This is a genomic window from Paenibacillus xinjiangensis (genome assembly GCF_059686975.1).
In genome coordinates, this window is the sequence record NZ_JCAALS010000020.1 from 42,892 (window position 1) to 56,441 (window position 13,550).

Here is a 13,550-nt window from a genome sequence, read left to right on the forward strand (position 1 = left end):
GGAGGCTACGTAAATACGGCTGCTGCAGAAAAGTCCATTGACAGGACTTGCCAGCGTTCTTATACTTGTACAACTATCTGGATGTTTGTCTTGGCGAAATAAAAAGGATGGAGTGTTAGGAATGAAACAAGCTAGCAGTCAGCTGGCAGCTGTACAGCAGAAGCCCTCCTCGCTGCTTAGGCTGTGGATGGCTTTTCTCTTAGGAGCATTAGCTGCATTCGCGCCATTGTCTATCGATATGTATCTGCCCGCGTTGCCTGAGCTGGCAAGTGATTTCAACGCCGGGACATCGATGTCCCAGTTAAGCTTGACGGCCTGTCTGCTCGGTATTTCAATCGGTCAGCTTCTCATTGGCCCGCTCAGTGATATTCGCGGCCGGAAGAAGCCGCTCTTAATCGGCCTTATTATCTATGTGGCAGCATCTATTCTCTGTGTCGTTGTGCCCTCTATTGAGACCTTCGTGCTCCTGCGCTTCGTCCAAGGGATGGGTGGGGCAGCAGGCATCGTCATCTCCCGGGCGATTGTTCGTGATTTGTATGATGGGCCGGAGATGACGAAGTTCTTCTCCCTGCTTATGCTCGTCAATGGGGTCGCACCGATAGCCGCTCCAATTGCCGGAGGACAGATTCTGAACTGGACATCCTGGCGCGGCGTATTCATCGTCCTTGCAGGAATCGGCGCCTTGATGTTCGTTGCCGTCATGTTCGGGATGAAGGAGACGCTGCGCGTGCAGAATCGTTCCGCGGGCGGTGTTGGGAGTACACTCCGTACGTTCCGCGTCCTGCTCACAGATCGCGTGTTCATGGGCTACGCCTTGGCTCAAGGGCTAGTGGTAGCGGCTATGTTCGCTTATATCTCAGGTTCACCGTTCGTGCTTCAAGATCTGTTCGGTGTGTCACCACAGATGTATAGCCTGTTCTTCGCTGTCAACGGTCTCGGGATCATTATCGCAAGCCAGACTGCTGGCAGGCTTGCCAGTAGAGTGAGTGCTGCGACATTGCTGGTAACGGGACTTGGGATGGCATCGATAGGCGGCATTCTGCTGCTCGTAATGATCCTGCTTGATACGGGCTTGTATGGTGTTCTGATTCCCTTGTTCTTCGTCGTATCGAGTGTTGGTATTGTGCAGACCGCCAGCTTCTCGCTCGCGATGCAGAACCAAGGTAAGTCGGCTGGCAGTGCTTCGGCACTGATTGGGCTTATGGCATTCGTATTCGGCGGCTTCATGGCCCCGCTCGTTGGGCTTGGCGGCAGCGGCACTGCCTTGCCAATGGGTATCATTATTGCGGCTGTTAACGTATTAGCCGTTCTTAGCTATATTCTGCTCGTACGCCGCGCTCCGAAACCATAAGCGTGCAAGGAACGATCATCGGATGGAAGCTGCTATCTGATGGTCGTTTTATTTTTCCCGCTATACTTGGAATCATATAGAGCCTGATCGGCTTTCTGGAAGCTGGAGGCCTTCGTATCCCCGTACACTAGCGCATGAATGCCAATGCTGATCGTTACGGATAGTCCACCCATCTCCGCAATCGGGGAAGAGGCGATGTCCTTCCTTAGATCCTCTACAATCTGGTAAGCGGACTCTACACTATCCTCGCGAAAAAGAATAATGAACTCTTCTCCCCCATAGCGGGCTGCGAATACATCGGGTCCTATGCGGCTGCTGATGGCTGCTGCTACCCGTTTCAGTGCAATATCCCCCACCCAGTGGCCGTAGGTATCGTTAACCTTCTTGAAATTATCAATATCCATAATTGCCAGCTGCAGCGGGAAAGTATTCAGCTTCTGATATTCGAGCACCATCTCGGCATGTTCGTGGAAGGTTTTGTGATTGTACAGCTCGGTCAGCGGATCGATCTTGGACATGCGGTCCATTATAGCGTTCTGGATCATCAGCTCTTGCTCGGATTTCATCGTTGTCGTTAGTACGCTTGCGAGCTCCTGGCCTCTGCTGATAACGCCCAGTCCAGTGACTGCGATCGCGATAATAAGGCCCCCTATGACGATGAAATCAATGGCGCCGGAATGCTGATTGTGCGGCGTGTAGTGAAATAAATAGATAATATAAGTGACGGAGATGACTAAGGAGACGATTAAAAAAGCCGATCGGAAGAAAAGGGTGGCCACCAATATAGGGAAAATCATAAGGACAGGGGCTACAACAATTCGTTCATTTATGAAGTACAGAATGACCATCATCATGACGTGGGAGCCGATAAGGATCGAGGTCTCGGCTATGTCAATTCTCCAGCGGATTATGGCTTCCAATAACAGAAGAAGGGAAAGTAATATAGCGTCTGGAGTAATAATCTCTTGAATAATGTAAGGGACTGCTGAGAAGGAAGGGGGGCTGGATTCGATTATTATTGAATAAATCATCAATTGACTAATCAGAACGACCACAGACAGTATCCAAAATATATTAAGCATGATCCGATTCCATTTGTTCGTCTTGTAGGGTTCGATTTCTAAGGTGTTGTTGATGTGCATAGGCTCCTCGATTGTGAATGGCATAGTTATCAGGTTGAAAAGTTTTCGACAAGCTGCATACATTTCCTCCTTTTTTCGACAGTTATTATTGGACAATTTGAAGTCGCCTGCCTAGCTATGTTCAAAACCCAAAAAGCCTGCGGCTTCGCAGCAGACGATAGTGTCTGTAGCTTGGCGGCAGGCTAGCTGGGATTTGAGCGTATTACTCCAAGCAATTAGCTTGCAGCAGTGCGCGTCTGACTGGAGTAAGGTTGAATTCTTGCTCAAGAAAGGCTTCAGTATTCCCGTATTTCTCATCAATAGCATGGAGTACGGCTTCTATGAATTCGCGACGAAGCTCGAACATCGCACTGGCTACAGACAGCTCCTCCGGGGTAAGTATGTCTGCAAGCTGTTCTCTCATCTTGTCATGTAGTGGTGTTAATGTCTGATTAGAGATCAGATAGTCAGCTATGATGGTCTCTCTTGGCACTCCCAGAGCGAGCAGGATGAAGGCGCCGCCTACTCCTGTGCGATCTCTGCCGGCCGCACAGTGGTGCAGGAGGCCAAGGCTCTCTGGCTGTTGAACCAGCTCCATCAGCTGCCTGTAGGAAGGGCTGTCGAATGCCATGTCAACATACATTTTGCCGAAAGCCTCAGGAGTCATGTGCTTGAAAAAGTCGGATTTCACGAGCTCGCGAATATCAGCAGGTACATTATTCTGATTCATGGCGCTAATTCGTATGTTCGTTATGTGGTCATATACAGGATCGGGCTGTCGAGCTGCTTCTGCCTCGTCACGATAGTCGAATATGGTTCGAATGCCTAGGGAGTGGAACAGCTCCACATCCTCCTCGGTCATTCCGCTAAGCTCAGCAGAACGGAACAGAATGCCGTATTTCACCTTGCGGCCGTCCGTTGTTTCATAGCCCCCCATGTCACGGAAATTGAGTACACCTTGGAATGGAATAACGCGGTTGTCAGGGCCTGCAGTAAATGTTGGCATCATATGAAACTCCTTTCAAGATCGAGGACTTGGGATGAACGAGTCTTACTTGTACACCACTAGAATACTAGTTGTATGTAAAGTTGGTATTAGAGAGGAATGAACAATTTGTAAAGGCTATGAGGCAGGAGCTGGAGGAACGAAGAATAGCCTGAAGCGGCTTCAGGCACATTCCTCCTCAAGTCACTTCAGGCTATACATGCATGGCTAATTTAAGGGCGTGTCGTCTGAACCAAAGGCACGTCCACGGAGCTGCCTAGCATCAAATTGCACCAGTTCTGGTACAGCTCCCAGGCGGCTTTGTTGTCGAGCAGGGATTTGGCTGTATATAACCCTTCCTCTACGGAGTCTACACGCTCGGCTAGCTTTAACCTTACGGCTGCATTGAGCAGCACCTGATTAACGAAGGCTAGATGGGCCTCGCCCTTCAGCACCTCTTCGGTCACTCTCAATTGCTCATCGGCAGACCAATTCATCTGGTCGGGCAGCGAGGTTTCTAAGCCGAAGCTCTCCGGATCAATGATATGGAGCTGTGCTTCGCCGTTCTCGACGATATAGGTTCTAGTAGGCCGCTCAATGAATAGATCCTCGGACCCTTCCGCACCTTGCACGATCAGAGCTTTGCGATAGCCAAGATGAACGAGCAGTCTGGCCATCCGGTCGAATACGGTATTGTGATAGACGCCATACACGAGATACGGCGAATGCGAATAATCGATGAGCTTCTCAGCGGTATTCAGCACCGTACGCATGCCCAGCTCTTCTCGGATGGAGCGAAGCTCGCCTAGAGGAGGGCACCACTGCTCTGATGGGACGAACAATACACCCGTAGATGTGGCAACCTGGGTCAACTGCTCGCGGGATAGCTTCTCGGGATGAATACCAATCTTCGCTAGTAGATCAGGGAGAGTCACCCCCCATTTGGGCGGTAAGGATGCTGAGCCGTGTAAGGTAACTGGTAGACCTGCTGCAGCCAGCAGGAAGGCGGTAGCGAATGTGGCGAAAAAGGATTTTTTGCGGCCATCATAGGGGCCGGCACAGTCGATTCCTTGCTGGATAGGCGAGCGGTACGCCTTGCTGCGGGATTCGACTACGAACGCCTCCAGCTCTTCGACACTCTCCATTTTGATTCGCTCTGCGATGAAAAAGGCACCTATCTGAGCAGGGGTAGCTTTTCCGTTCATGACCCAGTCAGCTGCCTGTTGCGCTTCCTCATAGGTTAGATCACGGGCACCTCGCTTACCTCTACCGACTTCCTTCAACAGTTGTGTAAACATTGCTAGTGACCTCCTTATTTTTGCTCTTGGAGCAGCTGATAGACCTTCACGATTGAGGTGGCAACATCGACCATTCGTTTGCGCTCATTCATCGCCTGCTTGCGAAGCAGGTCATAGGCCTCAGCTTCCGATACATTTTTGATTTTGCACAAAATCCCTTTTGCCATGTCAATCCATTTGCGCTCTTCTAAACGGGCTTCCAGCTGCTTGCGCTCGTTGGCCCATTGCTGCCGCTCAAAGGATTGCTTCGAACCGAAGTGGAGCGCCCAGTGCAGCTCCTGCTCACTCATAGAGGGAGTCAGTATACCGTCTATAGGAACATCGTTCTCGCAGAAGGCTGCAGATAAAGAAGCCGTAGAGGCGCTGCACCACCAGAGCAGAGGCAATCTCTTGGTCTGGAGCAGCTTATTGCTCCAAGCAAAAACATCATTAAGCGGCATATGCAGAATAATCGCGTCGGCGTCGGGTATTTGCTTCTTGGCCCGTTCCTCGCTGCCGGTCTGCATGACACGATAACCATTTGATTGAAGGATATATTCAGGTTGATGGGAGGCGGAATTCGGCTTAGCTGCTGCCGAGGTCGCAGGATTATCGATAATTAACAAAGAACGCATGGAGAAGCGCTCCTTCCTCTTCGACTATTGGACGATACAAGGCCTGATTCTGTTTAGTTGTGATTATATATAACATAAAAAAGGGGAGGCTGTCGATATTCTTTCCTATCATTTTTTTAATGTCAGATATCTTGACATAAGAAGGCGTCACAGTGTATATTATCGTTAACAACTACCTCATATCATTCGCGAATACAATGATGTATTCGATTGAAGCGGCAATGAAGCCTGTTTCGTTAAACATAGGGAGCGCATATGCGTATCCTGTGGGACGGAATGGGCTTTTTCTATTTTTTTTACCTGAAGGAAGGGGAGATTCATAATGAGTAACGCAAAACAATTAGTTCTTATCGGTAACGGTATGGCGGGGGTTCGAGCTGTTGAGCATCTGCTGAAGCTGACACCGGATACCTATGAGATTACGATATTCGGTGCGGAACCGCATCCTAACTATAACCGGATCATGCTCTCATCCGTTCTCGCAGGTGGAGCAGATCTGAATGAAATTGTCATTAACGATTGGGACTGGTATAAGGATAACAACATTAAGCTATATACGGGCCATACCGTAACGAAGATTGATACCGAGAACAAAAAAGTCATCACCCACCTAGGTGTTGAGGTTAAGTATGATTCCGTCATTATTGCAACAGGCTCTAATCCATTCATGCTTCCTATTCCAGGCGCTGACAAGGAAGGTGTCATTGCCTTCCGGGATATCGCCGATTGCGAGACGATGATAGACACTTCCAAGAAACATAAAAAAGCGGTCGTCATCGGTGGAGGGCTGTTGGGGCTTGAGGCGGCGAGAGGGCTGCTGCATCTAGGGATGGAAGTATCCGTTGTTCATATCCATCCGTATCTGATGGAGCGTCAGCTCGATGAAGCAGCTTCACGGATGCTGCAGCGCGAGCTGGAGGCACAGGGCATGAAGTTTCTGTTGTCGAAGCATTCCGCGTCCATTACGGGAAGACGCCGGGTGAAGGCACTGAACTTTGTCGATGGCAGTGAGGCGGAAGCTGACCTTATTGTAATGGCAGTGGGTATACGTCCGAATGTAGCGCTTGCGAAGGCATCCGGAGTTGAAGTGAACCGAGGCATTATCGTAGATGATTTCATGCAGACCAATATTCCAGATGTGTACGCAGTCGGGGAATGTGCCGAGCATCGTGGCATTGCCTATGGACTGGTTGCCCCGTTGTACGAGCAAGGAGCGGTGCTCGCTAAGCGGTTAGCGGGTGTGGAGACGGCAGGCTATGAAGGGTCGGTAACCTCAACGAAGCTGAAGGTCTCAGGGGTTGATGTATTCTCCGCAGGACGCTTCGCTGAGCTGCCAGGGACTCGAGCTCTGAAGATTCAGGACGATCTGGACGGAACCTATAAGAAAATCGTTATTGAAGACGGGAAGCTTGTCGGTGCAGTCTTGTTCGGTGACACTTCCGATGGCGCTGAGTTATTCTCTTATATTAAAAAAGGAGAATCCATTGCCGGCCGTGAGAAGGAGCTGCTGCTCGGCATCTCATCGGATATGCTGGGTCAATCCTCAGGAGGCAACCGACTTGAGGGCATGGCGGATGATGAGATCGTATGCGGCTGTAACGGTGTCTCCAAGGGAGCGATTGCTGAGGCGATTCAATCGAAGGGCTGTGCATCCGTAGGTGAGATCAAGGCTTGTACGAAAGCATCAGCATCCTGTGGGGGCTGTAAGCCGCTTGTAGAGGGGCTGCTGAAGCTGTATGCAGGCGACGCTGCCTTGGAGCCAGTGAAGGAAGGGATTTGCAGCTGTACATCGCTTGACCGTGATGAGATTGTTGGTGAGATCAAGCGGATGCAGCTCATGACCGTCAAAGAGGTCATGAATGTACTTGAGTGGAAGGTTGAGGAAGGCTGCTCCAAATGCCGGCCATCGCTTAACTACTATCTCGGTATGCTATGGCCAGAGGAGTATATCGATGAGAAGGAATCACGGATTACGAATGAACGTTATCATGCCAATATTCAGAAGGATGGAACATACTCGGTTGTACCGCGGATTTATGGCGGAGTTACCTCTCCTGCTGATCTGAAAAAAATAGCAGAGGTGGCTGAGAAATTCGATGTGCCGATGGTGAAATTCACAGGCGGACAACGACTCGATCTTCTAGGTGTGAAGAAAGAGGATCTTCCGAAAATCTGGGAAGAGCTCGATATGCCGTCCGGCCATGCTTATGGTAAGACACTTCGAACGGTCAAAACCTGCGTAGGCTCGACCTTCTGCCGCTTCGGTACACAGGATGCGATCGGTATGGGGATACGATTGGAGAAAGCGTTCGAGCGTCTCAATACGCCTGCGAAGGTGAAGCTTGCAGTATCCGGCTGTCCCCGCAACTGTGCGGAGGCTACCATTAAAGATCTCGGTGTCGTCGCTATTGATGGCGGCTGGGAGCTCCATGTTGGGGGCAATGGCGGCGTGAAGGTTAGAGCAACGGATCTGCTATGCATTGTGAAGACAGAGGACGAAGTAATGGAGTGGTCCTCCGCTTACTTGCAGTATTACCGTGAGAGTGCGACATGGAATGAGAGAACCGCCCAATGGCTGGAGCGTGTAGGGCTTGCTTCTATTAAGAAAGCTTTGGAGAAACGTGAAGATCGTCTTGCCCTTGTCGAGCGAATTGAGAAAGCGCTGAGCTTAACAACGGATCCGTGGAAGCAAATCGTAGAAGATAAGCAATTGCGCAAAAATTTCGAGCAGCTGTCCGGCCCGCAGCCGGTTCAGCAATAGGGGGCATAATCGTATGACGAAGAAGCTGTTAGTTGCCAAGCTGTCGGAGATAGATGTGAAGGGCTCACGGACGATTCGAGTAGAGGATACCGAAATTGCAGTATTCCGTCTCAGCGATGACAGCGTGCTTGCTGTCGAGAATCGCTGCCCACATAAGGGTGGACTTCTATCGGAAGGGATGGTGTGCGGGACTTCCGTGCACTGTCCCCTGCATGATTGGAAGATTGATCTGCGCAGCGGCCGGGTGCATGAGCCGGATGATGGCTGTATTACAACCTTTGAGACTGAGATTGACAGTGAGAGCGGCTCAATCTATGTAACGATATAACAGCAGACGCTGCTGGGTGCTGACGTCAGTGAACGAACGCTGTTCATCAAAAGGAAAGGGGCTTAATCTCTATGGTGACAGGTACAGTGTATATTGTCGGAGCCGGTCCAGGTGATCCGGAATTAATAACTGTGAAGGGATTACGCCGTATTCAAGCGGCTGACGTTATTTTGTACGACCGGTTATCTAGCGAGGAGCTGCTGGATGAAGCCCGTGATGATGCTGAGCTTATCTATTGCGGCAAAGCGCCCGGTGCGCATGCCATGCCGCAGGAGCGCATTAATCAGCTGCTCATTGATTATGCGCTAGAGGGGAAGTCGGTCGTTCGCTTGAAGGGCGGCGACCCTTTCGTCTTCGGACGTGGAGGCGAGGAAGTTCTAGCGCTGGCATCGTGCGGCATAAGCTATGAAATCATACCAGGAATCACATCGGCTATAGGTGCTGCCGCGGCGGCAGGCATTCCGGTTACGCATCGTGATCATGCATCATCCTTCGCATGTGTGACGGGGAGCCGCTGTCATGGGGATAAAGCTCCGGTGCGCTGGGACCTGCTGGCGCATGGAGTAGATACACTGGCTATCTATATGGGAGTAAGCCAGCTTCCTTACATTCGTGAGCAACTGCTCAAGCATGGCAAAGCCTCAAGTACGCCCGTTGCCTTAATTGAACGGGGGACAACGTCGAGGCAACGCACGATTATCGGTACATTAGCGGATATACACAAATTAGCGAATTCGATGAAGCTGACCAATCCTGCATTAATTATTGTAGGTGAGGTCATTCGCGTGAGAGAACAGCTGCTGCAAGCGGAGCGACAGGCTTCTGCAATGATTGGATAATATTAGAATAAATGTATTGACAGCCTTTTCATTCGATGTTAGAGTAACAAATAGATTTCATAAATCGAAAGGAGGATTACGACTTATGTATAACCAAATGATTGAGTTTAACGTTGCAAATCACTGGAATGTACACACTAATTTAATGAGCGTAATCCATCCGCGAGTCAACTCTCTTTGATATTAAGGGTATTCCCATAAATCAAAGGCGCATGGTTACGTCTACCGTAATCATGCGCCTTTTTATTCACACTCGGCCTTTTTTGTGCCGCTCTTGTGAGAAGAAGGAAGCGCATCGTATTTGACGGTGCGCTTCCTTCTTTTTTATGGGAAATTTGACAGAAGGATGGATAATGGAGGTGTCAAAGGAAAGCTATGTTTATTGTACTTAAGAAGCTTCAATGGTTTTTTGTATTGAATTGGAAAAGATATGCGGTAGCTGGCGTACTGCTCATACTGGCTGGTGTGCTGGACGTTATTCCGCCTTGGCTGGTGGGCTATACGATTGACGGCATAACCCAGGGTAATCTGGGAACGTCCGAATATTACCAAGTCATCATCGGATGGTCGCTAGTCGTCGTTGTTGGCTATCTCATCTCTTACGTCTGGCATTATCAATTGTTCGGCGGGGCATTCGCCTTGGAGCGGCTGCTGCGTTCACGCTTAATGCGGCATTTCCTGAAGATGACGCCGACTTTCTATGAGCGTAATCGAACGGGAGATCTAATGGCGCGCTCGACGAACGATCTGAACGCTGTTGCTACGACAGCCGGCTTCGGCATTCTGACCTTAATCGACTCGACCTTCTTCATGGTTACGATTCTCATTATGATGGCTGGTCTTATCAGCTTGAAGCTCACCATCGCGGCGCTATTGCCCCTGCCGTTCATTGCGCTTGCGATGAAGCACTTCGGCAAGAAGATCCATGAGAAGTTCATGCAATCGCAGGATGCCTTCGGTGAGCTTAATGATCAGGTGCTGGAGTCGGTATCTGGCGTTCGCGTCATTCGTGCTTTCGTGCAGGAGGAAGCGAGTGCAGAGCAGTTCAGAGAGAAGACGAATGAAGTGTTCAGCAAAAATATTGAAGTAGCGAAGATCGATGCGCTCTTCGAGCCAACAATGAAAATATTGGTCGGCTTAAGCTACTTAATTGGCTTATGCTACGGTGGTTATCTCGTATTTCACAGTGAAATTACGCTAGGTGAGCTGGTTACCTTCAATGTGTACTTAGGGATGCTGATCTGGCCGATGTTCGCCATCGGTGAGCTGATCAACATTATGCAGCGTGGTAATGCTTCTCTTGACCGGGTGGATGAAACGCTGGGCTATAAGGCGGATGTAGTAGATGGGCCGGATCTGCTTGAGCCGGATGAGCCAGAGACGGTAAGCTTCAAGCAAGTGACCTTCCGTTACCCGTCCTCCTCTACAGATAATTTGAAGGATGTATCCTTCACACTGCGTCAAGGACAGACGCTCGGGATTGTTGGGCGTACTGGAAGTGGGAAGACGACATTGCTGAAGCAGCTGCTACGGGAGTACCCGCTCGGCAATGGCGAAATTGCTGTATCGGGAGTGCCACTTAACAAGCTGAGAGTGGATCGACTGCTCAGCTGGATTGGTTATGTGCCACAGCAGCCTATTCTGTTCTCGAAGACGATTCGGGACAATATTTTCTTAGGGATGAAGGAGCGCGGTACAGATGAGGACTTGCAGCGTGCGCTGGCAAGAGCGTCATTCGCGAAGGACATTCAATTCTTGCCGGATGGTCTTGAGACGATGGTCGGCGAGAAGGGTGTGGCACTCTCCGGTGGCCAGAAGCAGCGTGTCAGTATTGCGCGTGCGTTGATCGCAGACCCGGAAATTCTGCTGCTGGATGATGCTTTATCGGCAGTCGATGGACGGACGGAAGCGGAGATTATCGATGGCATTCGGACCGAACGTGCAGGCAAAACAACACTAATCACGACACATCGCCTGTCAGCCGTACAGCATGCCGATCACATCCTTGTGCTTGATGAAGGCAGGATTGTTCAAGAGGGCAGTCATGAACAGCTGCTGAAGCAAGGCGGCTGGTACAAAGAGCAGTATGAGCGGCAGCAGCTGGAATCGCTTATTGAGTCCTAATTAGGTGGATGATAGGTTAGTTGAATATGAAAATAGGTAATCGTAATGGTTAGGGAGGCGTCCAGAGCAATGGGTCAAACAGGAAAACGATTGTTTCAATACGCCATGCTTTATAAGAAACCAATTCTGTTGGCGCTCCTGCTGCTCGTGCTTGCTGTAAGTGCTGAGCTGGCAGGACCGTTCATTGCGAAGCGGATGATCGATCAGAATATTCTCGGAATCGAGAAGAAATGGCATGTGGTAGCGGGAGAAGAGCGTTATTCGGTCAATTATAAAGATAAATGGTATAAGCGGGAAGATCATTTTGCCCCCGGAGAAGTGAAGGGTCAGGAAGTTCGAGTGCTTCAAGTGGGGCGTAAGTTTTATTGGCTGGAGGGATCTCTAGCTGTCGAAGGCGGTAAAGAGACTGTAGAAGGTGGAGAGCTCACAGTAACCAATCCCGAGACGGGCGAGAGTGCGGTATATCCCGTTACCTTATTGTCAGCGGGCGAGTTATATGAATTTTATAAGCCGGAGATCCCTAGTCTAATGAAGCTGGCGGCTATTTATTTTGGCTTGCTCCTGCTTGTAGGTGTATTCACATATGGGCAGAGGCTGATGCTGCAAACCTCGGCTAACAAAATTGTGCAAAAGATGCGCAATGATATATTTGCTCATACACAGCGTCTGCCTGTCGGCTACTTCGACACCTTGGCGGCAGGGCAGGTTGTATCTCGGATTACGAATGATACGGAGGCGGTTCGGGAGCTGTATGTATCGGTGCTTGCGAACTTCTTCTCGGCTATCGTCTATATGGGGGCGATCTATGGAGCGTTGTTCCTGCTCGATGCAAGGCTGGCGCTGCTCGCTCTGCCGCTCGTCCCGATCCTGATCATCTGGATCAAGCTGTATCGGAGATTCGCTTCGCGTTATAATCGAATCATTCGTGCCAAGCTTAGTGAGATCAACGGTATGATTAATGAATCGATTCAAGGGATGGCCATTATTCAGGCATTCCTTCGTCAGAAAGAGACGATGCAGGAATTCGATGAGCTTAATGATTATTACTTCAAATATCAGAATAAGCTGCTTAATCTGAACTCCATTACATCTCATAATCTGGTCAACGTCATTCGGAATGTCATGTTCTTAATCGTGATTATGATGTTCTGGGGCGATTGGCTGGGTGCGGCTGTTGGTGTTGGTGTGCTCTATGCGTTCATCGACTTAATGAATCGGATGTTCCAGCCGATTGTCGGCGTCGTTAACCAACTGTCCAACCTGGAGACGGCAAGGGTATCCGCTGAACGGGTATTCACCCTGATGGATCAAGAGGGCATAGAGGTTGCACTTGGGTCGATAGAGCGGTATAAAGGTGAAGTGAAATTCGAGGATGTCTCTTTTGCATACAAGAAAGAAGAGTATGTGCTTAAGCATATTTCGTTCGCTGCACGCCAAGGTGAGACGGTAGCTCTAGTCGGTCACACGGGTTCAGGGAAAAGCTCCATTCTCAATCTGCTGTTCCGGTTCTATGATACGAATCATGGCCGGATTTCGATTGATGGTACAGACGTCTTAGATATTCCGAAGCAGCATTTGCGCCAGCATATGGGCATTGTTCTGCAAGATCCCTTCTTGTTCACTGGAACGATTGCTTCGAATGTGAGCTTGAACAATCCGGCTATTAGTCGGGAGAAGGTTGAGCAAGCGCTGCGGGATGTTGGCGCGTACGACATGTTCGCGCAGCTGCCAGGCGGCATTGACGCACCGGTCAATGAGAAGGGCAGTACGTTCTCTGCTGGGCAGCGTCAGCTGATCTCCTTCGCTCGGGCGCTTGCTTATGATCCGGCTATTCTTATTCTGGATGAAGCGACAGCAAGCATTGATACAGAGACGGAGGCGATTATCCAGCAGGCGCTGGATGTGCTGAAGAAAGGCCGTACAACATTCGTCATTGCTCATAGGCTGTCAACGATAAGGCAGGCGGATCTGATTCTCGTGCTGGATCGCGGACAGATTGTGGAACGTGGGAACCATGATGAGCTATTGGATGAGCGCGGCAAATATTATGCGATGTATCAGCTGCAGCAAGGGACGGCTGTAACGGCCTAGTGTATAGAAGAGAAGAGAACCTTCAGCTCCACGTATTG

The 13,550-nt window shown here is 50.0% G+C and carries 10 protein-coding genes; 6 read left to right on the forward strand and 4 right to left on the reverse strand.

Annotation, left to right across the window (positions count from 1 at the left end; translation table 11 throughout):
- The first annotated feature begins 121 nt into the window (after nt 1-121).
- Nucleotides 122-1,351: a multidrug effflux MFS transporter gene (locus AC6ESP_RS19480; protein ID WP_497098398.1), complete on the forward strand. Its 1,230-nt coding sequence runs from the start codon at nt 122-124 to the stop codon at nt 1,349-1,351.
- 32 nt (nt 1,352-1,383) lie between these two features.
- Here the strand turns inward: AC6ESP_RS19480 and AC6ESP_RS19485 are convergent, their stop codons facing one another.
- The 4 genes from AC6ESP_RS19485 to AC6ESP_RS19500 all read right to left on the reverse strand — a co-directional run bounded on the left by AC6ESP_RS19485 (nt 1,384) and on the right by AC6ESP_RS19500 (nt 5,369).
- Nucleotides 1,384-2,493 carry a GGDEF domain-containing protein gene (locus tag AC6ESP_RS19485; RefSeq protein ID WP_497098399.1) on the reverse strand — a complete coding sequence of 370 codons (1,110 nt, stop codon included), beginning with the start codon at nt 2,491-2,493 and terminating at the stop codon, nt 1,384-1,386.
- Nucleotides 2,494-2,695: 202 nt separating this feature from the next.
- On the reverse strand, nt 2,696-3,478 hold the full coding sequence (locus AC6ESP_RS19490) for a tyrosine-protein phosphatase (protein WP_497098400.1): 783 nt from the start codon (nt 3,476-3,478) through the stop codon (nt 2,696-2,698).
- 212 nt (nt 3,479-3,690) lie between these two features.
- Nucleotides 3,691-4,755, reverse strand: a complete 1,065-nt coding sequence (locus AC6ESP_RS19495) for an anthranilate phosphoribosyltransferase (protein ID WP_497098401.1) — start codon at nt 4,753-4,755, stop codon at nt 3,691-3,693.
- A 14-nt stretch (nt 4,756-4,769) separates the two neighbouring features.
- Nucleotides 4,770-5,369, reverse strand: coding sequence for an ANTAR domain-containing response regulator (locus tag AC6ESP_RS19500; RefSeq protein ID WP_497098402.1), 600 nt, complete (start codon nt 5,367-5,369; stop codon nt 4,770-4,772).
- 322 nt (nt 5,370-5,691) lie between these two features.
- On the opposite strand from AC6ESP_RS19500, the gene nirB reads away from it, so the two are divergent.
- From nirB to AC6ESP_RS19525, 5 genes are all read left to right on the forward strand, one after another.
- The gene (nirB, locus tag AC6ESP_RS19505) at nt 5,692-8,130 is read left to right on the forward strand and encodes a nitrite reductase large subunit NirB (protein ID WP_497098403.1); all 2,439 of its coding nucleotides are present in this window, start codon (nt 5,692-5,694) and stop codon (nt 8,128-8,130) included.
- Between the two features lie 13 nt (nt 8,131-8,143).
- The gene (nirD, locus tag AC6ESP_RS19510; RefSeq protein WP_497098404.1) at nt 8,144-8,458 is read left to right on the forward strand and encodes a nitrite reductase small subunit NirD; all 315 of its coding nucleotides are present in this window, start codon (nt 8,144-8,146) and stop codon (nt 8,456-8,458) included.
- A gap of 74 nt (nt 8,459-8,532) precedes the next feature.
- A complete protein-coding gene (gene cobA, locus AC6ESP_RS19515) occupies nt 8,533-9,297 on the forward strand; it encodes a uroporphyrinogen-III C-methyltransferase (protein WP_497098467.1) in 765 nt (254 codons plus the stop codon).
- A 375-nt stretch (nt 9,298-9,672) separates the two neighbouring features.
- The gene (locus AC6ESP_RS19520) at nt 9,673-11,421 is read left to right on the forward strand and encodes an ABC transporter ATP-binding protein (protein WP_497098405.1); all 1,749 of its coding nucleotides are present in this window, start codon (nt 9,673-9,675) and stop codon (nt 11,419-11,421) included.
- A gap of 69 nt (nt 11,422-11,490) precedes the next feature.
- Complete coding sequence (locus AC6ESP_RS19525) at nt 11,491-13,512, forward strand: ABC transporter ATP-binding protein (RefSeq protein ID WP_497098406.1); 2,022 nt, start codon at nt 11,491-11,493, stop codon at nt 13,510-13,512.
- The last annotated feature ends 38 nt before the right edge of the window (nt 13,513-13,550 follow it).

Coding starts and splice junctions, on each gene's coding strand:
- nirB (WP_497098403.1), top strand. CDS start 5,692: ATGAGTAACGCAAAACAATTAGTTCTTATCGGTAACGGTATGGCGGGG.
- AC6ESP_RS19485 (WP_497098399.1), bottom strand. CDS start 2,493: ATGCACATCAACAACACCTTAGAAATCGAACCCTACAAGACGAACAAA.
- AC6ESP_RS19500 (WP_497098402.1), bottom strand. CDS start 5,369: ATGCGTTCTTTGTTAATTATCGATAATCCTGCGACCTCGGCAGCAGCT.
- AC6ESP_RS19480 (WP_497098398.1), top strand. CDS start 122: ATGAAACAAGCTAGCAGTCAGCTGGCAGCTGTACAGCAGAAGCCCTCC.
- AC6ESP_RS19495 (WP_497098401.1), bottom strand. CDS start 4,755: ATGTTTACACAACTGTTGAAGGAAGTCGGTAGAGGTAAGCGAGGTGCC.
- nirD (WP_497098404.1), top strand. CDS start 8,144: ATGACGAAGAAGCTGTTAGTTGCCAAGCTGTCGGAGATAGATGTGAAG.
- AC6ESP_RS19520 (WP_497098405.1), top strand. CDS start 9,673: ATGTTTATTGTACTTAAGAAGCTTCAATGGTTTTTTGTATTGAATTGG.
- AC6ESP_RS19490 (WP_497098400.1), bottom strand. CDS start 3,478: ATGCCAACATTTACTGCAGGCCCTGACAACCGCGTTATTCCATTCCAA.
- AC6ESP_RS19525 (WP_497098406.1), top strand. CDS start 11,491: ATGGGTCAAACAGGAAAACGATTGTTTCAATACGCCATGCTTTATAAG.